The sequence below is a fragment of the Pseudomonas sp. PP3 genome (assembly GCF_905336995.1).
In the GTDB taxonomy this organism is placed as follows: domain Bacteria; phylum Pseudomonadota; class Gammaproteobacteria; order Pseudomonadales; family Pseudomonadaceae; genus Aquipseudomonas; species Aquipseudomonas reinekei.
Genome location: NZ_HG995459.1, coordinates 1,778,560 through 1,798,626, shown reverse-complemented (window position 1 = coordinate 1,798,626; position 20,067 = coordinate 1,778,560). Strand labels below are relative to the sequence as shown.

Annotated in this window: 17 protein-coding genes; 8 read left to right on the top strand and 9 right to left on the bottom strand. The window is 59.1% G+C overall.

Annotated elements, in window-relative coordinates; translation table 11 throughout:
* Nucleotides 1-323: 323 nt before the first annotated feature.
* Nucleotides 324-1,037 (bottom strand): UTRA domain-containing protein, encoded by a 714-nt coding sequence (locus KHO07_RS08375; protein ID WP_150735263.1) that lies wholly within the window; start codon nucleotides 1,035-1,037, stop codon nucleotides 324-326.
* A 362-nt stretch (nucleotides 1,038-1,399) separates the two neighbouring features.
* Between KHO07_RS08375 and KHO07_RS08370 the strand changes: the two genes are divergently transcribed.
* The 6 genes from KHO07_RS08370 to KHO07_RS08345 all read left to right on the top strand — a co-directional run bounded on the left by KHO07_RS08370 (nucleotide 1,400) and on the right by KHO07_RS08345 (nucleotide 6,701).
* Nucleotides 1,400-2,464, top strand: coding sequence for an ABC transporter substrate-binding protein (locus KHO07_RS08370; protein WP_212626904.1), 1,065 nt, complete (start codon nucleotides 1,400-1,402; stop codon nucleotides 2,462-2,464).
* 127 nt (nucleotides 2,465-2,591) lie between these two features.
* On the top strand, nucleotides 2,592-3,398 hold the full coding sequence (locus KHO07_RS08365) for an alkaline phosphatase family protein (protein WP_150735261.1): 807 nt from the start codon (nucleotides 2,592-2,594) through the stop codon (nucleotides 3,396-3,398).
* Nucleotides 3,395-4,240 carry an ABC transporter permease subunit gene (locus KHO07_RS08360; RefSeq protein WP_212626903.1) on the top strand — a complete coding sequence of 282 codons (846 nt, stop codon included), beginning with the start codon at nucleotides 3,395-3,397 and terminating at the stop codon, nucleotides 4,238-4,240. The genes KHO07_RS08365 and KHO07_RS08360 overlap by 4 nt, the downstream gene beginning before the upstream one ends.
* Nucleotides 4,227-5,027, top strand: coding sequence for an ABC transporter permease (locus KHO07_RS08355; RefSeq protein WP_075948774.1), 801 nt, complete (start codon nucleotides 4,227-4,229; stop codon nucleotides 5,025-5,027). The genes KHO07_RS08360 and KHO07_RS08355 overlap by 14 nt, the downstream gene beginning before the upstream one ends.
* Entirely contained in the window at nucleotides 5,024-6,013 is a 990-nt protein-coding gene (locus tag KHO07_RS08350; RefSeq protein WP_212626902.1) for an ABC transporter ATP-binding protein, read from the top strand. The genes KHO07_RS08355 and KHO07_RS08350 overlap by 4 nt, the downstream gene beginning before the upstream one ends.
* A gap of 34 nt (nucleotides 6,014-6,047) precedes the next feature.
* Nucleotides 6,048-6,701: an HAD family hydrolase gene (locus KHO07_RS08345; RefSeq protein ID WP_212626901.1), complete on the top strand. Its 654-nt coding sequence runs from the start codon at nucleotides 6,048-6,050 to the stop codon at nucleotides 6,699-6,701.
* Between the two features lie 66 nt (nucleotides 6,702-6,767).
* On the opposite strand, the gene KHO07_RS08340 is transcribed toward KHO07_RS08345, so the two are convergent.
* Nucleotides 6,768-7,730, bottom strand: coding sequence for a zinc-binding dehydrogenase (locus KHO07_RS08340; protein ID WP_150735257.1), 963 nt, complete (start codon nucleotides 7,728-7,730; stop codon nucleotides 6,768-6,770).
* Nucleotides 7,731-7,868: 138 nt separating this feature from the next.
* Here KHO07_RS08340 and KHO07_RS08335 point away from each other — a divergent pair, with 138 nt between their 5' ends.
* Both KHO07_RS08335 and KHO07_RS08330 read left to right on the top strand, forming a co-directional pair.
* Complete coding sequence (locus tag KHO07_RS08335) at nucleotides 7,869-9,950, top strand: carboxy terminal-processing peptidase (protein ID WP_191635277.1); 2,082 nt, start codon at nucleotides 7,869-7,871, stop codon at nucleotides 9,948-9,950.
* Between the two features lie 147 nt (nucleotides 9,951-10,097).
* The gene (locus tag KHO07_RS08330; protein WP_212626900.1) at nucleotides 10,098-11,888 is read left to right on the top strand and encodes a bifunctional diguanylate cyclase/phosphodiesterase; all 1,791 of its coding nucleotides are present in this window, start codon (nucleotides 10,098-10,100) and stop codon (nucleotides 11,886-11,888) included.
* Between the two features lie 125 nt (nucleotides 11,889-12,013).
* Here KHO07_RS08330 and KHO07_RS08325 read toward each other — a convergent pair whose 3' ends face one another.
* From KHO07_RS08325 to KHO07_RS08295, 7 genes are all read right to left on the bottom strand, one after another.
* Nucleotides 12,014-12,370 carry a hypothetical protein gene (locus KHO07_RS08325; protein WP_212626899.1) on the bottom strand — a complete coding sequence of 119 codons (357 nt, stop codon included), beginning with the start codon at nucleotides 12,368-12,370 and terminating at the stop codon, nucleotides 12,014-12,016.
* Nucleotides 12,370-17,139 carry an RHS repeat-associated core domain-containing protein gene (locus KHO07_RS08320; RefSeq protein WP_212626898.1) on the bottom strand — a complete coding sequence of 1,590 codons (4,770 nt, stop codon included), beginning with the start codon at nucleotides 17,137-17,139 and terminating at the stop codon, nucleotides 12,370-12,372. Before KHO07_RS08320 ends, KHO07_RS08325 begins: the two co-directional genes overlap by 1 nt.
* A gap of 209 nt (nucleotides 17,140-17,348) precedes the next feature.
* Complete coding sequence (locus KHO07_RS08315) at nucleotides 17,349-17,756, bottom strand: sel1 repeat family protein (RefSeq protein WP_150702809.1); 408 nt, start codon at nucleotides 17,754-17,756, stop codon at nucleotides 17,349-17,351.
* Complete coding sequence (locus tag KHO07_RS08310) at nucleotides 17,757-18,128, bottom strand: hypothetical protein (RefSeq protein WP_003223109.1); 372 nt, start codon at nucleotides 18,126-18,128, stop codon at nucleotides 17,757-17,759.
* Nucleotides 18,125-18,466 carry a helix-turn-helix transcriptional regulator gene (locus tag KHO07_RS08305; RefSeq protein ID WP_075948521.1) on the bottom strand — a complete coding sequence of 114 codons (342 nt, stop codon included), beginning with the start codon at nucleotides 18,464-18,466 and terminating at the stop codon, nucleotides 18,125-18,127. Before KHO07_RS08305 ends, KHO07_RS08310 begins: the two co-directional genes overlap by 4 nt.
* Nucleotides 18,467-18,580: 114 nt before the next feature.
* Nucleotides 18,581-19,036 (bottom strand): DUF1232 domain-containing protein, encoded by a 456-nt coding sequence (locus tag KHO07_RS08300; RefSeq protein ID WP_150734800.1) that lies wholly within the window; start codon nucleotides 19,034-19,036, stop codon nucleotides 18,581-18,583.
* A 293-nt stretch (nucleotides 19,037-19,329) separates the two neighbouring features.
* On the bottom strand, nucleotides 19,330-20,043 hold the full coding sequence (locus KHO07_RS08295; protein ID WP_008060887.1) for an FKBP-type peptidyl-prolyl cis-trans isomerase: 714 nt from the start codon (nucleotides 20,041-20,043) through the stop codon (nucleotides 19,330-19,332).
* Nucleotides 20,044-20,067: the final 24 nt, after the last annotated feature.

The window sequence follows — 20,067 nt, the reverse complement described above, 5'->3', positions numbered from 1 at the left end:
TCGGCAGGCTGAGTGGAGGCGTTTATCCGGGGGTGGGCGCGCAGCGCCGTGCGGCGAAGCCGCACACATCGAGAGGAGGTCGTCGCGAAGCAGACCGGAGGCGATGCCCCCGGATGAATGCCGGAGCGAAGGAACCCCGAGCCCCAGCGAGGGGCCGTACGAAAGGGGCGAGCGTTTTTTGCTTACTTTTTTAGGCGCTTGTAAAAAAGTGAGTCGCCGTAAGGGCGAAACCATAAGCCGCCGTTACCGCAGCAACGGATATGTACTCAACCACCCAAGCGCATGGTCGGCCCAGAGGCCGCCAAGGTCAAAAGCTCAAAAGCTCAAACCACATCAACCCCGACATGAATCGCATCATGCCGCCAAAACTCCAAATCACAGTCAATCAACCGCTCATGCTGATCATAATTAACCCGAGCAATCCGTAACCCCGGACTCCCCACCGACACCCGCAAAGCCGCCGCTGCATCCACCGACAACGCCGTCGGCACAATCTCGAACCGCACCCGCCCGTAATGCAAATCGTAATGCCGCGCATACAACTCGGTAATCGACTGATTCAGATCAAACTCCAGAATCCCCGGAAAATACTGCGGGTTCAGATAATGCTCCACGTACAACACCAGGCGTCCGTCGATACGCCGCGACCGGCAGATCTGAATCACGCTCGACAGCGCCGGCAACTGCAACCATGCACAGACCGCCGCCGACGCCGGCTGCAAACGCGCAGAAATCACCTCAGTGGACGGCACCCGCCCCTGCGCGCCGACCATCGCGTGAAAGTGGCTGCGCTGCATCAGGTTGTAGGCCAGTCGCGGCGGCGACACGAACCAGCCCCGGCGCTCCTCGCGATAAATCTGCCCCTGAGCCTCCAACTGCAATAACGCCTCGCGCACAGTGATGCGCGTCGTTCCAAACAACTCACTGAGCTTGCGCTCGGCCGGCAGCTTGCTCCCTGGGGCCAGCAACCCATGGTCAAGCTGCTCCTGAAGAACCTGGCCAATCGCCGTCACCGCTTTTGTTGCCTCGTCGCGCATCAACGTTACCTACCTGGACTAGACCAGCACTGTTTCGGGGCAGAACCGCACTGAAAATCGGCTCAATCTACGTTCTGCAAGCGTAGGCAGTGCAGATGACTGATAGATGACAAGTCTCCAAACGGTCATCACGGCAGTGCATTAAAAACGCTGCAATACATCGGCCAAGTCCTTGCCCTGCGGGCCTTTACCTATGGTCTACGCTTACTTGGCAGCCGTCAGTACCGGGCAAATAAAACGCCAGTCGGGCGACGAACGACATCAAAGTGTCATCCAGCCCCCTTAAATTGGCTCAGGTATTGCTGACCTAGACCAACACAAACCGCAATCGCAGCGTTGAACACGACCCAAGGAGCTTCGGAATGAAACAGTTTTTCCTGGCATCACTGTTAGGCTCGACCATTGCCATGTGCACCGCCGCCATGGCGGCTGATGATTTGAAAACCCTGGAAGCCGCTGCGAAAGCGGAAGGCGCAGTCAACAGCGTCGGCATGCCCGATGACTGGGCCAACTGGAAAGGCACCTGGGAAGACCTGGCCAAGAAATACGGCCTGAAACACATCGACACCGACATGAGCTCGGCTCAGGAAATCGCCAAGTTCGCCGCGGAAAAAGACAACGCCAGTGCCGACATCGGCGACGTCGGTGCCGCCTTCGGCCCGATCGCGGTCAAGCAAGGTGTGGTGCAACCGTACAAACCGTCCACCTGGGACCAAGTACCGGACTGGGCCAAAGACAAGGACGGCAACTGGGCGCTGGCTTACACCGGCACCATCGCCTTCATCGTCAACAAGAAGCTGCTGCACGGCTCCGAAGTGCCAACCAAGTGGGCTGACCTCAAGTCCGGCAAATACAAAGTGTCCATCGGTGACGTGAGCACCGCGGCCCAGGCGGCCAACGGTGTCCTGGCGGCAGCACTGGCCAATGGCGGCGACGAGAAAAACCTGCAACCTGCGTTGCTGTTGTTTGCCGATATCGCCAAGCAGGGTCGTCTGTCGATGGCTAACCCGACCATCGCCACCATGGAAAAAGGCGAGATCGAAGTCGGTGTGGTTTGGGACTTCAACGGCTTGAGCTACAAAGCCAAGATGGCCAACCCGGATGACTACGTAGTGCTGATCCCGTCCGATGGCTCGGTGATTTCCGGTTACACCACCATCATCAATAAATACGCCAAGAACCCGAACGCCGCCAAGCTGACCCGTGAGTACATCTTCAGCGACGCCGGCCAGATCAACCTGGCCAAAGGTAACGCCCGTCCAATCCGTGCCGAACACGTAAAACTGCCGGACGACGTGAAAGCCAAGCTGCTGCCGAACGAGCAGTACAAAAAGGTCACGCCGATCAAGGATGCGGATGCGTGGGAGAAAACTTCCAAGGCCTTGCCGCAGAAGTGGAACGAAGAAGTCCTCGTCGAAATGAAGTAATGCTTCATCTGTAGGAGCCGGCTTGCTGACGATCCCAGACACCTCGGTCCCACTGGGCACCATGGTGATCCAATCGCCAGCACGCCGGCTCCTGCAGGTTTGAGAGAACCCACGGAGTTCCTCCTCTATGAAACACAACGTCATCCTTGTCGTGCTCGATGGCCTCAACTACGAAGTCGCCCGACACGCCATGGGGCACCTGCAGGCGTACGTCGGCGCAGGACGCGCAGCGCTCTACAAACTGGAGTGCGAGTTACCTGCCCTGTCCCGCCCCCTCTACGAATGCATCCTGACCGGCGTCACGCCGATCGACAGCGGCATCGTTCACAACAACGTCTCACGCCTGTCGAACCAGCGCAGCATCTACCACTACGCCAGGGATGCCGGGCTGAAAACCGCCGCCGCGGCCTATCACTGGGTCAGCGAGCTGTATAACCGTTCGCCGTTCGTGGAAGCCCGGGATCGTCACACCGACAACCCCGACCTACCCATCCAGTACGGGCATTTCTACTGGAGCGATCACTACCCGGATTCGCATCTGTTTGCCGACGCCGAAAACCTGCGCCTGCGCCATGCGCCGAATTTCTTGCTGGTCCACCCGATGAACATCGATGACGCCGGGCACAAGCATGGCCTGGATACCCCGCAGTACCGCAACAGCGCACGCTTTGCCGACATTTACCTCGCCGACTGCCTGCAAGGCTGGCTCGACGCCGGTTATCAGGTGCTGGTGACTGCCGATCACGGCATGAATAACGACCGCTCGCACAACGGCCTGCTGCCCGAGGAACGAGAAGTACCGCTGTTCGTGCTCGGCGATGCCTTCAGTTTCGATGCCCATGCCACGCCGAAACAGACGGACATTTGCGGCACCGTCTGCGAGCTGCTAGGCGTCCCCCACGACAAACCAGTGTGCCGGGAGCTGCTCAAGTGAAGTCCATCACGCGCGGCAAATGGCTGGCGGCTTTGTGCCTGGTGCCCTTCGCACTGTTCTTTATCGTGTTCGAAATTGCCCCGCTGATGTGGGTCATGATCAACAGCCTGGAGTCTGAAGAGTTCGGCTGGGGCCTGGCCAACTTCACCAGGATATTCAATTCGAAGTTTTACTTGCAGGCGATACAGTACAGCCTCGAGATCAGTTTCTGGTCCAGCTTCTTCGGCATCATCATTGCGGTACTCGGCGCCTATTCCCTGCGTCGGGTGGACTCGAAACTGCGCAACTTCGTCAACGCATTCGCCAACATGACCAGCAACTTCTCCGGCGTGCCCCTGGCCTTTGCTTTCATCATTTTGCTGGGTTTCAACGGCAGCTTCACCATCATGCTCAAGCAGGCCGGGATCATTGAGGATTTCAACCTGTACTCGAAAACCGGGCTGATCATTCTCTACACCTACTTCCAGATTCCACTGGGCGTGCTGCTGCTCTACCCCGCCTTCGATGCCCTGCGCGAAGACTGGCGCGAGTCCGCCGCGCTGCTGGGCGCCAACGGTTGGCAGTTCTGGCGGCACATCGGATTGCCGGTGCTGACCCCGGCACTGCTCGGTACTTTCGTGATCCTGCTGGCCAACGCCCTCGGCGCCTACGCCACGGTGTACGCCCTGACCACCGGCAACTTCAACGTGCTGCCGATCCGTATCGCGGCGATGGTCTCGGGCGACATTTCCCTCGACCCGAACCTGGCCAGTGCCCTGGCCGTGGTGCTGGTGGCGTTGATGACCCTGGTGACCATCGTCCATCAACTGCTGTTGAAGAGGAGCTACCATGTCTCGCGCTGAATTGGGGCCTGCCGGCATCTACCATCGCGTGGTGGTTTACCTGCTGTTTGCGATTATGTTGATGCCGCTGCTCGGTACGTTTATCTACTCGATTTCCAGCAGTTGGTCGGCAACCATTTTGCCCAGCGGTTTCAGCATCAAGTGGTATGCGCAGCTGTGGAGCGACCCGCGCTTTCTGAGCGCATTCGGTCAATCGTTGCTGGTGTGCGTCGGCGCGCTGGTATTGGCGGTGGTGCTGATTCTGCCGCTGCTGTTCGTGGTGCATTACCACTTCCCGAAACTCGATGCGTTGATGAACATCCTGATCTTGCTGCCCTTCGCGGTACCGCCCGTGGTGTCGTCGGTGGGGCTCTTGCAGCTCTACGGTTCAGGACCGTTCGCGATGGTCGGTACACCGTGGATCCTGATCGGTTGCTACTTCACCGTGGCGCTGCCCTTCATGTACCGGGCGATCACCAACAACCTGCAAGCGATCAACCTGCGAGACCTGATGGACGCCGCCCAACTGCTAGGCGCCAGCACCTTTCAGGCTGCGTTCCTGGTGGTGCTGCCGAACCTGCGCAAGGGCTTGATGGTGGCGTTGCTGCTGTCGTTCTCGTTCCTGTTCGGTGAGTTCGTGTTCGCCAACATCCTCGTCGGCACCCGTTACGAAACCCTGCAGGTCTACCTCAACAACATGCGCAACAGCAGCGGTCACTTCACCAGTGCGCTGGTGATTTCCTACTTCTTCTTTGTGCTGGTCTTGACCTGGATCGCCAATATCTTGAACAGGGACAAAAGCGAATGAGCTATGTCAGCGTCCAACATCTTCAGAAAAACTACGCGGGCACCACGGTGTTCAGCGACATCAACTGCGAAATCCAGAAAGGCGAATTCGTCACCCTGCTCGGACCATCCGGTTGCGGCAAATCCACCCTGTTGCGCTGCATCGCCGGGTTGACCCCGGTGGATGGCGGCGAGATCCTGCTCGACGGGGTCGACATCGTGCCGCTGAGCCCGCAAAAACGCGGGATTGGCATGGTGTTCCAGAGTTACGCACTGTTCCCCAACATGACCGTGGAACAGAACGTCGCCTTCGGGTTGCGCATGCAGAAGGTCAACGCCGACGACAGCCATAAGCGCGTCGCCGAAGTTTTGAAGTTGGTAGAGCTGCATGATTTTGCCGCCCGCTATCCGCATCAACTGTCCGGCGGCCAATGCCAGCGAGTGGCCCTGGCCCGCTCGCTGGTGACCCGGCCTCGCCTGCTGCTGCTGGATGAACCGCTGTCGGCACTCGATGCGCGGATTCGTAAACACCTGCGGGAACAGATTCGTCAGATCCAGCGCGAACTGGGCCTGACCACAATTTTCGTCACACACGATCAGGAAGAAGCCCTGACCATGTCCGACCGGATTTTCCTGATGAATCAGGGAAAAATCGTACAAAGCGGCGATGCCGAAACCCTCTACACCGCGCCGGTCGATGTATTCGCTGCCGGGTTCATCGGTAACTACAATCTGCTGGACGCCGAGAGCGCGACCAAGTTGTTGCAGCGGCCAATCAATCATCGAATTGCGATTCGCCCGGAAGCCATCGAACTGAGCCTCAACGGTGAACTCGACGCGCAAATACGCAGCCACAGCCTGTTGGGCAACGTGATTCGCTACCGCATCGAAGCCCGCGGCGTGGAACTGGTGGTGGATGTACTCAACCGCTCGGCCTCCGACCTGCACCCCGATGGTCAGCGCCTGGCACTTTCCATCGATCCGACGGCCCTGTGTGAGGTAGCCTGATGACCTTGCTGACGTTGAAGAGAGAACTGCACTGATGGCCCTGGCAATTTTTGATCTGGACGAAACCCTGATCCATGGCGACTGCGCCTCGCTGTGGAGCGAACAAATGGTCCGCCTCGGTTGGGTCGACGGCGAGTCCTTCCTGCGTCGCGACAAGGAATTGATGGATGCCTACGGCCGGGGTCACCTGGCAATGGAAGACTACATGGCCTTCAGCCTGGAGCCCTTGATCGGCCGTACCCCCGAGGAAGTCGAGCATCTGGTCGGCCCGTGGGTGGAAGACTTCATCGAACCGATCATTTTCAGCGACGCGACCAGAACCATCGCCGCCCATCGCAAGGCCGGTGACCGGATCCTGGTGATCTCGGCCTCGGGCACGCATCTGGTGAAACCGATTGCCGAGCGACTGGGCATCGACGAACTTCTCGGGATCGAGCTGGAGGTGGCGCACGGGGCCTATACCGGCAAGACCGTCGGCACCCTGACCTATCGCGAAGGCAAGATCACCCGGCTGCTGGAGTGGCTGGATGCGGAAGAGGAAAACCTGGAAGGCGCGAGTTTCTATTCCGACTCACGCAATGATTTGCCGTTGCTGCTGAAGGTGGATTTTCCCCACGTGGTCAATCCGGACCCGGTGTTGCTCGAGCAGGCCGAAAAAGCCGGCTGGCCGATCCACATCTGGAAATAACCGCGATCCCCTGTGGCGAGGGAGCTTGCACCCTCGCCACCAAGGCAACCACAGGTTTCAATGTTGTCAGGTGAGGCTCTCGTCGATCACCAACACCAACTTCCCCGCCACCGTGTTACTCGCCAACTCCGCAAACGCTGCTTCGGCATCCTTGATCGGGAAGGTCTTGGCCAGTTGTGGGCTCAATCGACCTTCAGCAAACAATGGCCACACGTGCTGGCTCAGATCGCTGAACAGATCAGCCTTGAACTGATCATCGCGGCTGCGCAAGGTCGAACCCAACAGCTGCACACGCTTGGCCAGCACCTGCGCCAGGTCCAGCTTGGCCTCTCGACCGCCCATCAATCCGATCAGCACCCAACGACCATCCAGCGCCATCAACTTGAGGTTCAGCGCGGAGTAATGACCGCCTACCGGGTCGAGGATGACATCGAACGGCCCCAGATCCCTCAGGCTTTCCAAATCGTCGGTGCGAACCACACCACCCTGGGCGCCGAGCTTTTCGCAATAGGCCAACCGTTCGGCGGACCCGACACTGACCCAGCACGGATTACCGAACGCCTTGCACAGCTGAATGGCAGCTGAACCAATTCCACTTGCTCCGGCGTGCAGAAGAACTTTCTGACCCGGTTTGAGCGCAGCGAGTTGAAACAAATTCAACCAGACCGTTGCATAGACTTCCGGCAACGCGGCCGCTTCCGCGAGCGACATTTCGTCGGGTACTGGCAGCACGTGCCGTCCGTCGACAACCACTTCCTCGGCCATCCCGCCCCCGGCCAGCAAGGCGCAAACCCGATCGCCGACGTGCCAGGACGAACCCGCGCCGACCTCGCTGATCACCCCTGAACACTCTAGACCGAGCACCTGGCTGGCCCCTGGCGGTGGTGGATACAGCCCTGCCTTCTGTAATAAATCGGCGCGATTGAGACCCGCTGCCGCCACTCGAATGCGCACTTGTCCTACATCACACGTAGGACTCGACTCTTCAACCCACTCCACTTGACCGTCAACGCCTTGCAATGCTTTCACAGTGCCTCCATAGTGAGTCTGGACTGAGCCCGAAGCTGTAGCGCCGGGCTTTTTGCATTATGCGACCGGCCCTTGTGGAACCGGCGACTTCAAAGACGGCCTAATATGCGTTATCAATTGTCCCCGCGTCGAATCAACATGAAGCGTTTGTTCCCCAGCACTGCCCTCGCCCTTTTCATCGGTATCGGCCTGCTGCCGATGTCCGGCAATACTTTCGCAGCCAATAGCTGGGACAAGCTTCAACCTGATCGTGACGAAGTCATCGCCAGTCTGAATGTCGTGGAACTGCTCAAGCGCCACCACTACAGCAAACCGCCGCTCGATGATGCGCGCTCGGTGATCATCTACGACAGCTACCTGAAATTGCTCGACCCGTCGCGCAGCTATTTCATGGCCAGCGACATTACCGAATTCGACAAGTGGAAGACCCAGTTCGACGACTTCCTCAAGAGCGGCGACCTCAACGCCGGGTTCACCATCTACAAGCGCTACCTGGACCGCGTCAAAGCGCGTCTGGACTTTGCCCTTGCCGAGTTGAACAAGGGTGTCGACAAAATGGACTTCACCACCAAGGAAACCTTGCTGATCGACCGCAAGGACGCCCCTTGGCTCAAGTCCACCGCAGAACTCGACGACCTGTGGCGCAAGCGCGTCAAGGACGAGGTCCTGCGCCAGAAGATCGCCGGCAAGGATTCCAAGCAGATCCAGGAAACCCTGACCAAGCGCTACAAGAACCAGTTGGCGCGTCTGGACCAGACCCGCGCGGAAGACATCTTCCAGGCGTACATCAACACCTTCGCCATGTCCTACGACCCGCACACCAATTACCTGTCGCCGGATAACGCGGAAAACTTCGACATCAACATGAGCCTGTCCCTCGAGGGCATCGGCGCCGTGTTGCAGAGCGATAACGACCAGGTGAAAGTCGTGCGTCTGGTGCCGGCAGGCCCTGCCGACAAGACCAAGCTGGTGGCACCGGCCGACAAGATCATCGGCGTAGCCCAAGGCAACAAGGAAATGGTCGACGTGGTCGGCTGGCGCCTGGATGAAGTGGTCAAGCTCATCCGTGGTCCGAAAGGCACCGTGGTGCGCCTGGAAGTGATTCCGGCCAGCAATGCGCCGAACGACCAGACCAGCAAGATCGTGCCGATCACCCGTGAAGCGGTGAAGCTTGAAGATCAGGCCGTGAAAAAGTCGGTCCTCAACCTCAAGCAGGATGGCAAGGACTACAAACTCGGCGTCATCGAAATTCCGGCCTTCTACCTGGACTTCAAGGCGTTCCGCGCCGGTGATCCGGACTACAAGAGCACCACTCGCGACGTCAAGAAACTGCTGACCGAGTTGCAGAAAGACAAAGTCGACGGCGTGGTCATCGACCTGCGCAACAACGGCGGCGGCTCCTTGCAAGAGGCTACCGAGCTGACCAGCCTGTTCATCGACAAAGGCCCGACCGTGCTCGTGCGTAATGCCGACGGTCGCGTTGATGTATTGGAAGATGAAAACCCGGGTGCGTTCTACAAAGGCCCGATGGCGTTGCTGGTCAACCGCTTGTCCGCCTCGGCTTCGGAGATTTTTGCCGGCGCCATGCAGGACTACCACCGCGCGCTGATCATCGGTGGCCAGACCTTCGGTAAAGGCACCGTGCAGACCATTCAACCGTTGAACCATGGCGAGCTGAAGCTGACCCTGGCCAAGTTCTACCGGGTTTCCGGCCAGAGCACCCAGCACCAGGGCGTACTGCCGGACATCGATTACCCGTCGATCATCGACACCAAGGAAATCGGCGAGAGCGCCCTGCCCGAAGCCATGCCGTGGGACACCATCCGCGCGGCGATCAAGCCGGCGGTCGACCCGTTCAAGCCGTACATCACCCAGCTCAAGTCCGAGCACGATGTGCGTACAGCCAAAGACGCCGAGTTCGTGTTCATCCGTGACAAGCTGGCGCTCGCCCAGAAGCTGATGAACGAAAAAACCGTCAGCCTCAACGAAGCCGAGCGTCGCGCCCAACACACCGACATCGAAGCCAAGCAACTGACCATGGAAAACATCCGTCGCAAGGCCAAGGGCGAAGAGCCGCTCAAAGAGCTGAAGAAAGAAGACGAAGATGCTATCGCAGCCGAGCAAGACAAAACCAAGCCGGAAGACGATGCCTACCTGAGCGAAACCGGGCGCATCCTGCTGGACTACCTCAAGCTCAACACGGCGGTAGCCAAGCACTGAGTCTTTATCCGCAAATGATGGCAATTTAATGCTGACGCTCCCCGGAGCGTCATCATACAGTCATCAATCTGTCGTGAAATACAGGGCTGGGCGTGCTCTCTTCTACCGAGAGCACGCCCAGCCCTTTTTTCATCGCCAGAGATCGCCATGACCACGACCGAACAGCTGAGTGCGTTGAGCTCAATTCTGACTCAAGGCGGCCTGCACAGCCTGTTCCAGCCCATCATCAGTCTCTCTGAGCGACGAATTCTCGGCTACGAAGCCCTTAGCCGTGGCCCCTCGAACAGCCCGTTGCACTCCCCGATCACGCTGTTCGCCGTCGCCCGCCAGGCCGGCCGTTTGAGCGAGCTGGAAATCGCCTGCCGGCAGAGTGCCTGTCGACGCTTCAACGAACAGCAATTACTCGGCAAGCTGTTCCTCAACGTGTCACCCGAATCCCTGCTCGAAGCCGCTCATCAACCGGGTCGTACCCTGCAATTGCTGCAGGACTTCGGTATCCCGCCGAGTCAGGTGGTGATCGAACTCACCGAACAAACACCGATCGACGACTTCCAGTTGCTGCAAACCGCCCTGCATCACTATCGGGCGATGGGCTTTTCGATAGCTCTGGATGACTTGGGGGCGGGCTATTCGAGTTTGCGCTTGTGGTCGGAATTGCGACCCGATTACGTGAAGATCGACCGGCACTTCATCGACGGTATTCATCAGGATGCGCTCAAACGCGAGTTCGTCGGTTCGATCCTGCAAATCGCCAAGGCCTCGCGGGCGAAGGTGATCGCCGAAGGTATCGAGTTGCAGGAAGAACTGGCGGTGTTGACCGAGATGGGCGTCGATCTGGTTCAGGGCTATCTGCTGTGCCGTCCACAGGAGCATCCACCCAAGGATGCCCGGACCCTGATGCCAAGACAGGACAGCTCCGCCGTGGCGTTGAACGATGAAGTCAGCGACCTCAGCGCCCTGCTCAACGACCAGCCGGCAGTGGGCCGCAACACCCCCACCGCCACCGTACTGGAAGCCTTCCGGCGCCAGGCCAATCTCAACTCGCTGGCGGTGCTGGACGAACAAGGCCAGCCCTGCGGCATTGTCCATCGGCATTCCCTCTCCGACGCGCTGCTCAAGCCGTTTGCCACCGACCTGTTCGCCCGCAAGCCCATCAGCCGCTTGATGAACGATGACTTTCTGGCTGTAGAGATGAGCCAATCGCTGCAACAGGTCAGCCGCTTGATTACCAGCCGCGCCCGGCAACGCATCGAAGAAGACTTCATCATCACCCTCAATGGCGGCTATCTGGGCCTGGGACGGGTGATCGATGTGCTCAAGCTGATTACCGAGTTGAAGATTCAGCAAGCTCGCTACGCCAACCCGCTGACCCTGTTACCGGGCAACGTGCCGATCCAGCAATGCCTGACGCGGCTGTTGCAGCAGAAGCGCGAATCGGTGATCTGCTACGTCGACATCGACAGCTTCAAACCCTTCAACGACATCTACGGCTACGGCCGCGGCGACGAAGTCCTGCTGTGCCTGGCGCAATGCCTGAACGACCGCGTCGACCCGTCCCGCGACTTCGTTGGCCACATCGGGGGTGATGACTTCCTGCTGGTGCTCGGCCCAGAAGACTGGGGGAAACGCCTGAACCAGCTCCTGGACGACTTCCAAAGCCAGTGCCGTCGCTTCTATCGCCCCGAACACCTCGAAGCCGGCTGCTTCATCGCCCCCAACCGTCAGGGCGTGCGCCAGGAATTCCCGTTGCTTTCGCTGTCCATCGGCGTGGTGCACCTGCATCCAGAAGCCTGTGGGGAAATCGATGCCAGCCAGTTGGCGGAAATGGCCTCACAGGCTAAACACCACGCGAAGAATGTGCCGGGGTATAGCGTGCATGTGATAGACAGTCTGATCGCGCCAGAGCCTGAAGAGGCCTGGTTGACGGGGCAGCGCTGACTGTCAGGTCGCCATCGCGAGCAGGCTCGCTCCCACAAAGTCATGGGTTAATTTGAAAGCCGCAGGAAACCTGTAAGAGCGAGCCTGCTCGTGATGGTGGTTGTTCAATTATTCTCGGCATCAACTTAAGCCTCTTTACCTTCCAATTGATAAACTCTCAATCGATCAAGCAGCACCCGCATAAATTGACGCTGATCTAAAACCTCATCATCAAAGTAGGTATCCATTTTTTTGAATACCTCGTCAAAAGTATCCCCACAATCCAAAAAATATACCAAAGTGTCAATAAGTCGCTGCCGTTCCTTTTCGCCATAATCGAAAAATTCCGGTTTCAATAGAACATCGAACAACTCAGAAAGCTCTCTATCATCATTTACGTCTTTTGAAACTATTATTTCTTCCCTATTGATATCACGCGTGTTTTCTATGTCAAAAATAAACAGCAAGCCACGCACACTCCACAACGAGTAGTCTTTATTCATCAATCAAAATCCGTATATGCAGTTATAGGGCGACCAATTTTGTCCAGTATGACCACCGCCCTTGTTTGCTCACCATACTGCAAATTTGTTCTCTTAAATCCTTCACCTACTTTTTTACCCATCTCAATAGGTTGTCTCGAGGCATCAATACCACTATGTCTAAAGATCAATTGAGCTCGATGTATAGCATTCAGTTGGTCACGATGACTGAGAAAATGCGTTGCCGCAGAAGGTATGACTGGCTCCCCTTTTTTCTTACCTTTTTCATACCTATCTATTTCTCCTGTCGTAGGATTTTTTCCTGCCTGTACCCGCTCTAGCTGTGAGTGCAGGGTAGTTTGCGCGCCATGCTTTTGTAAAAAATGACCTCCGGGGGAAGCGCGCTCTAGCTCATCTAAACGCCGATGTGCATTTGCCTCTGCAAGCTCATCAATCCTCGCCCGCCGTTGCTCTGCCGACACTTTCGGTAGTGCAGGCTCCCCCTCATCAACCCTAACCCCAACACCACCATCCGGCGCCAAGCATCCCGGCTTATTCGCCCCCGGACACTTCCCACTCAACCCCAGCGGATCCACCCAGCCCGTCGGGTTCGGCGTGTAGCGGTAAGCATTCAACCCACCCGCCAGTTTCACCGGATCCGGCGTCAGGTATCGCCCGGTATCCGGGTGGTAATAGCGATGGCGGTTGTAGTGCAGCCCGCTTTCGGCGTCGAAGTACTGGCCCTGAAAACGCAGCGGCTGTTCAAGCTGTTCGCCACCGCCATGGCTCAACTGACTGAGCTTGCCGTAGGCCGTATATTTGGCCGACCAGACGATCTCCCCGCTGTAGTCGGTGAGTTCCTGCGGGGTGCCGAGGTGGTCGAGGTGGTAGTAGAACGGGCAGGCGTGTTTCGGGCCTTTGCCGTCGAGCAGGGCCAGGGGCCGGAAGCTGCCGGGTTCGTAGAGGTAGCTGCGGTACTGCCCGGGGCTGCTTTCGGCGATGAGGTGGTCGCCTTGCCAGAAAAACTGTGTGGTCTGGCCGTCGATGGTTTTGGCGATACGTCGGCCGAAGGCGTCGTAGCGGTAGGACGTTTCGCGACCGTCCGGTGAGGTGAAGCCGGTCAGGCGGTGCTGGCTGTCGTAGCGATATTCGGTGACGTTCTCGCCGCGGCGTTCGCGGATCAGGTTGCCGTAGGCGTCGTAGTCGTAATGCCGGTCGGCGTGGCGCAGCAGGCGGTTGCCCTTGAGGTGCCAGGGGCCGGGGCGGTCGTGGATCAGCAGGTTGCCGGCCGGGTCGTGGCTGAAGTTTTCCGGGTGTTGATCGCGGGCATGGCGGACACCGGTCAGGCGATCGAGGGGGTCGTACTGGTAGTGGCGCTCGCCATGGCGGGTGTCGTTGACCTGTGCGAGGTTGCCGTTGGCGCTGTAGGCATAATCGCGGCGATACAGCGGTCGCTGGGCTTGCCGGACAGCGTGGGCCTGCAAACGACCCTGCTCGTCGTAGGCAAAGTCGCTGTGCAGCAGGCCTTGTTGGCGCTGGCGCTCCCTTCCGAACTCAAATTGATGACTGCTCAGCCGCGAACCGTTGAGGTCAATGGCCGTAAGCACCCCGCCTTGCGCGCGGTGATATTCAAGGCGACTGTTGTCCGGCAAGCGCAGGTGCTGGAGTTGGCCGCAGGCGTCATAGCCGTAACGCAACGTGCCCCAGCCCTGGTGCTCGGTGATCAGCCGGTCATGGGCGTCGTATTCAAACTCCAGCGGATGGTCCTGACCGTCGTCGACGCTGACCAGCCGACCCAGCCCGTCATAGCGATACTCGACCTTGCTGCCGTCCGTCAGGGTTTTGACCAATAACCGCCCGGCGCTGTCGCGCTGATAACCGGTGACGAGCTGCGAGCCGTCATCGCCGAACTCGGTTTTCTCCAGCAACTGGCCGTTGAGGTCGTAGGCATACGCCGTACGGCGACCGTCGAAACCGGTTTCTGCCTGAATCAAACCGCTGGGCGTGTAGTCCAGCCGATAGCGGTCGCCGACTTCGTTTTCAATCTCGGTGAGCAACAGTTGAGCGTGGTCGTAGCGGTACTTCAGCTCGCTGCCGTCGGGGTTGATCCGCCGGCTGACCAGGTGCAGATCGTCAGCGTATTCAAAGCGCGTGACCCGCCCCAGCTCATCGGTTTCGGCGGTGATCTGGCCATAGGCGTTGTAGCTGAAGCGGCGACGGGCCCCCGTCGGAAACGTCGTCTGCAGCAGTCGGCCAAGCGCATCCCACTGATAACGGCTGACAGCGCCGTGTTCGTCCTCGCGGGTCAGCAAACGCCCCAGCGCATCGTAGGAAAACTGCCGCCGCCCGCCGTCGGGCAAGGTTTCGGCGAGCAGTTGGCCGTGGCTATTCCACTCGAACAGGTGGCGGCTGTGATCCGGATAACGAATCGCCAGCAGCCGACCTTGGGCGTCGTACTCGTGATAGGTGCTCTGGCCATCCGGGTCGATCAGCCAGGTGACATCGCCCTGGGCGTTGCGTTGGTAGGTCCACTTGGCCTGACCGCGATAGCGGGCGTGCAGGAAACCGTTGCGGTATTCGTAGGACGTTGGCTCGCCTTCCGGTGGAATCAGCGCAATCAAGCGCCCGAGTTCGTCGTAGCGGTATTCGGTGACGGCGCCGAGGGCGTCCTGCTCGGCGACCAGGCGGCCCTGCGCGTCATAGGTTTTGCGCTGCTCGCCGCCGTCGGCCGCCACTCGGCGTACCAACCGCGCGCGGTCGTCGTGGACGTAGGTTTCCTCGCTGCCGTCGGCGTGTTTGAGCTGCACACCACCGTCGTCGTCCCAGGTGTAGTGGGTGTCCATCTGCGCAAACGAGGCCCAGTGCCGAGCGCAGCGCACCGCTTTACCCGACTGTTGCCACTCCCAGTAAAAACTCGCGCCACCGGCCAGTTGCCGCTGCAGGATGACGTGCTGCTCGTCGTAGTCGTAGCGCTCGCTTTCATCCGCCGCGTTGGTGGCTTCGATCAGCCGCCAGCGGGCGTCGTAGCGGTAGCTGACCAGCGTCTGTTCGGTGCGCCAGCCCTGCTCGTCCAGGTCAACACACTGGTAGTCGACGGCGACTAAATGACCACGGTCATAACGCAACCACAGGCAGCGACCGGCACCGTTATCGAGCCGTTGAATGCGCCCGGACACGTCGCGCTGCACGGTCAGACGATTGCCATAGGCATCGCTGATCGCGCTCAAGCGCCCATCAAGAAAGTGATAAAACCGCGCCGATTCACCCGCCAACGCGACAATCAACTCTTCCGGCGCATCGCCCCGATAAATCGCCGCGCGCGACAAACTGTTGTGGATCGCCGGCCGCGCCAGGCTCGGCAGCGGAAACGGTGTGCGACGGTTTTCCGCGTCGATCCACACCACGCTGTCGCCATCGATTTCCAGGCGCTGCGCCAGCGAATGGCTCCAGCCAAAACCGAGGCCGCTGTCGATTTCGACGGCACTGGTGCGGTACAAGCGGGTGAAGTCGAACGGCAGCACACCATCCAGAACACCATCGCTGAGGGTCAGCAGTTCTTCGCCGGTGACCAGCGACACCGGGCAGCCGTGGGTAGCGGTGCGCTCGGCGGAATCGGCACTGTCGCCGTTGGGGTTTTTCGCTTGGGTCGGGGCATCGTCGAAGGGCTCGTCCTTTTTCAACGAAGTGTTATTGCGGCCCTTCCAGCGCAACTCCATACGGCCTTTTTTCAGGCCCGCCGCGACACCCCGTGCGGCCACTTTTTTGTAGCGATCGACATGCCCCATGAAGGGATTGATGATCGCGACCATCGCCTTCACAAAGCCCATGACGGCCTGACACAGCTGCGCGCCGTACTTCATCAGGCGCACGCTCAGCCATGCGATACCGACACCCACCATGCTCAGCACGATGCCGATCAGCAGGTCGATGACCACGCCGACCACAACCCTGGAAATGGCCTCCGCCGAGGAGCCTGCGATGTAGGTCGGCGGCAACGCCTCGAGCCACAACGTCGCGGTACGCAACAACAGGCACAACGCCGCTTCATCGCTGGCCAGCAACATGGCCTTTTCGATCAGGTCGGGCGCACTGTCGGCCAGTGCGGCCAACTCGCCTGCGCTGGCGCCGAGTTTGTCGGCGTAAGCCCGGGGGTCTTTCAGAATGTCGCTCAGCTCGCCGAGGCCATCCCAGACAGCCTCGATCGCCGCCCAGCTCCCGGCCAACATGCCATTGCCCACGGCTGCCAATGACGCCGAGGCTGACTGTTGCGACCACTGCGGCTTGAACCTTTGCCACTCGCTGCGCAGCCACTGCTCCAGCGTCTGCGTCAGCCCGTCGTAGGATTGAAAAAGCTCATCAACCTGCTGCGGCGTGACCTCGCTCTGCACTCGCACGCGGTAGAACTTGCCGGCCTCGCCCTTGAACTGGCCTCGGCCGTTTTCATCCAGCGTGAGCGTCTTCGTTTCACCGCCATCAACGGCGATCACGTCGACCTGAATGTTCCCCAGCGGGATGTCATGGACCGACTCGAACTTGCTCTCGATGTGCAGAATCCCGCCCTGCGGACACTGCGCAACCGTCGAAAAAAAGTCGTCATCAGCGCTGCTGACTACGGTGCTGGTGTTACCCAGTTTGATTACCCGCTCCATGCCCATCAGCGAGGGCATGTCGGTGGCGTGGCTGACCTTGTCGGCGGTCTCGGCGAACCAGCGTGCCAGCTGCTGACGGTAGAGCGTCAGGGTGTCCGGGAAACTGTCGAGCTCGTGCTCAATGCGGGCGATGTAATCCATCAGCCCACCGAAACGTCAGGAGCCAGGTAAAAAACCGGGTCGAACATAAGCAATCCTTCGCGCAGGAAATTGGGCGCGATGGACTTTGCGTGGGTTCAGCGGGGAAAGAAGTCAGGGAAGGATGAGGTTGCTGTAGGGCGATTCGCTAAAACGAAAACGCGGCGTAGGGATCAGTCCCTACGCCACGTTTTTTAATTGAAAAGTCTCGTTCACTTCAGAGAGTCGCGGGAGACCAGCTCCTTCAACTTGATCTCTGCCAGCGGATGCCCGGCCTTCACGGCAATGCCCCAGAAGCGCGCCGCCTCTGCTGGATCCGGCGCTTTGCTCGGCGTTCCGGCGAGACTGAGCACACCCACTTGATAGGCCGCTTTGCCATCCCCGGCCAATGCCGCCAGACGCAGCAGGCGCACACCTTCTTCGCGAGCCCCCAGACCGACGCCGCGGAAGGTCAGGATGTGCCCGTAGAAGCTCTGGGCGCCGACATCGCCCAGGTTCGCCATGCGGGCGAACTGGCCTTCGAGCCACTTCCAGCCGCGCGGTTGGCGCACGAACCATGACCAGTGAAACAGCCTGCGCGCCAGCCAGTAACCGGCCCGTGCCTTGAGTCGAAGAAACACTCAGGCTTCCGCCGATTCCGGATACTCGTATTCGAAAACGCGCACCACTTCCGAGGCGTGCCACGACGCGGCAGCAACGCCATCGGATGGCCCGGAAAAGCGCCCCAGCCGCTCGACACATTCAAAGAACCCGGTTCGTGGCAGGCGGCTGGCGCCCTGGCTGATCACCAGCGAACTGCGCAGCGGCTGCTCGGCCTTGGCGTCCAGCGCGGCCAGGTGTTCAAGTGCCGCGGTCAGGGTTTGCATGGCAGGCGTCGGCAATTGCAAACGTTCCAACAATGCCCGATAAGTCAGAAGATGGCGCTGCCGGCGCGCCTGATCCAGTTCGCCCAGTAATCCGTCCCAGTGTTGACGACTGATGCGTACGCTCACGATTCATCCCTCCATCCGGGCACCGTCAATTCCCAGGCCAGGCTGCGACGAATCGCGGCGTCAGGCAGACGCTCGCCACTTTCGATCATGGCCAGATAAGACGGGCTGATGCCTACCGTGCGGGCCAACGCCTCAATGGCGATGCCCTTCCCTTCGCGCAAACTGCGTAGTTGATCAAGACCTGGAAGAATCGGGTCCTGGGTCGTCGCCAACGGCGCTGGAGCCGGGCGCGACGGTGTTTCGTTGAGGCCTGCTGCTTTCAGTAAAGCCTGATACTGAGCCCATGGCAGAACCGCATATTCGGGCTCGCCTTCGCGTGTAATTATCTGAATATCCATGACTACCCCGTAGGACAACAACACTTAGCGAGTCGGCACTTTTCCCTAGAAGTGTAATCCTAACAGCGGCTAAGGTCGCGGGGGGTATCTATCTGAGGATCAGACCGGATCGGCTCATCTTTTTTTCGGCCCCTGAAGTTTAAGTTGCTCCGGTGTATCCGGCAGGCGCTCGACCACAGCAAGCTTCTCCGGCACCTGACGTTTACGCCACGCACGAAACGCGTTGAGCTCATCGTCGAGGACTTTCATCAGCCAGGCGAGTACGGCGATGTCATCGATCATGCCGAACAGCGGCAGGAAATCCGGAATTGCATCCACCGGGCTGAGGAAGTACATCAAGCCTGCCACTACGGAAATCAACGCTTTGGGGCTGATGGCCCGATACTCGCCGCGCCAGTACGCCAGGCACAGCGCCTGCAACAGGCGCAGATCGTCTTTGAGTTTGCCCAACCGGTTGCCCTGGCTGGCACCTTTGCTGGCCACTGCGAACAACAAGGTCGGCAAACGCCCACGCGCGATCAGGCGTCCGGCCAGTGGCAAGAATCGAGCGAAATTCCAGGGTGCTTTCATCATTCCTCCCACGCAAATGTTATCCACACAAATTGTGGATAACCTTGTGAACAGACCTGCTTTTCACGGCTGAAAGCCCCGTAACACAAGGGCTGCGCTTAGATCGGGCGTTTTTTACTCATCAAAAAAAACCCAATATTTCATTGACTTGAAGGTCGGGCGCGGTTAGCACCAGTCCTACATTGCCTATGACTCCAGCCTACAGCATCTGTTCGCTTTGTTTGCCCACGCCAGTTGCCAGATGCAACAACGCCCCGCATAAGCGAGGCGTTGTTTTTGCTACAGGCGCCGAATTACTTGGCTGCGTCTTCTTTTGCCGGATCCTTGATGGCCAGCAGTTCCAGGTCGAACACCAGCACCGAGTTGGCCGGGATGGCTGGACTTGGGCTCTGAGCGCCGTAAGCCAGTTCGCTAGGAATGTACAACTTGTACTTCTCGCCAACGTGCATCAGTTGCAGGCCTTCGACCCAGCCCGGGATCACACCGCTGACCGGCAGATCAATCGGGCTGCCGCGCTCGACGGAGCTGTCGAATACGGTGCCATTGGTCAGCTTGCCGGTGTAGTGAACGGTCACTACGTCAGTCGGCTTCGGCTGAGCGCCGTCAGCTTTCTTTTCCACTTCATACTGCAAACCCGAAGCGGTGGTCACTACGCCAGCTTTCTTGGCGTTTTCTTCGAGGAATTTCTTGCCGGCAGCTGCCGACTCTTCGCTCATTTTGGCCATACGTTCTTCGGCACGCTTTTGCAGTGCGGCGAACGCTTCAACCAATTCTTCGTCTTTGAGCTTCTGTTCTTTTTTGCCGACGGCATCTTCGATGCCTTGGGCTACGGCTTTGGAATCCAGGTCATCCATGCCTTCCTGAGCCAGGCTCTTGCCCATGTTCAGGCCAATGCCGTAGGAAGCTTTTTGCGCCGGGGTTTTCAGCTCTACGCTGGTCTGCGAGTCGCAACCCGCAAGTACCAGGCTAACCAGGGCAACCGCCGCCGCCAACCGATGCTGTTTCATGCTATTTCCTTGTTCATGCGCCGA

What these genes read in the sequence shown, in the direction of transcription:
- KHO07_RS08335 (WP_191635277.1), top strand. Translation starts at nt 7,869, where the DNA reads ATGAAGCGTTTGTTCCCCAGCACTGCCCTCGCCCTTTTCATCGGTATC.
- KHO07_RS08365 (WP_150735261.1), top strand. Translation starts at nt 2,592, where the DNA reads ATGAAACACAACGTCATCCTTGTCGTGCTCGATGGCCTCAACTACGAA.
- KHO07_RS08305 (WP_075948521.1), bottom strand. Translation starts at nt 18,466, where the DNA reads ATGGATATTCAGATAATTACACGCGAAGGCGAGCCCGAATATGCGGTT.
- KHO07_RS08350 (WP_212626902.1), top strand. Translation starts at nt 5,024, where the DNA reads ATGAGCTATGTCAGCGTCCAACATCTTCAGAAAAACTACGCGGGCACC.
- KHO07_RS08295 (WP_008060887.1), bottom strand. Translation starts at nt 20,043, where the DNA reads ATGAAACAGCATCGGTTGGCGGCGGCGGTTGCCCTGGTTAGCCTGGTA.
- KHO07_RS08300 (WP_150734800.1), bottom strand. Translation starts at nt 19,036, where the DNA reads ATGAAAGCACCCTGGAATTTCGCTCGATTCTTGCCACTGGCCGGACGC.
- KHO07_RS08370 (WP_212626904.1), top strand. Translation starts at nt 1,400, where the DNA reads ATGAAACAGTTTTTCCTGGCATCACTGTTAGGCTCGACCATTGCCATG.
- KHO07_RS08320 (WP_212626898.1), bottom strand. Translation starts at nt 17,139, where the DNA reads ATGGATTACATCGCCCGCATTGAGCACGAGCTCGACAGTTTCCCGGAC.
- KHO07_RS08330 (WP_212626900.1), top strand. Translation starts at nt 10,098, where the DNA reads ATGACCACGACCGAACAGCTGAGTGCGTTGAGCTCAATTCTGACTCAA.
- KHO07_RS08355 (WP_075948774.1), top strand. Translation starts at nt 4,227, where the DNA reads ATGTCTCGCGCTGAATTGGGGCCTGCCGGCATCTACCATCGCGTGGTG.
- KHO07_RS08345 (WP_212626901.1), top strand. Translation starts at nt 6,048, where the DNA reads ATGGCCCTGGCAATTTTTGATCTGGACGAAACCCTGATCCATGGCGAC.
- KHO07_RS08325 (WP_212626899.1), bottom strand. Translation starts at nt 12,370, where the DNA reads ATGAATAAAGACTACTCGTTGTGGAGTGTGCGTGGCTTGCTGTTTATT.
- KHO07_RS08375 (WP_150735263.1), bottom strand. Translation starts at nt 1,037, where the DNA reads ATGCGCGACGAGGCAACAAAAGCGGTGACGGCGATTGGCCAGGTTCTT.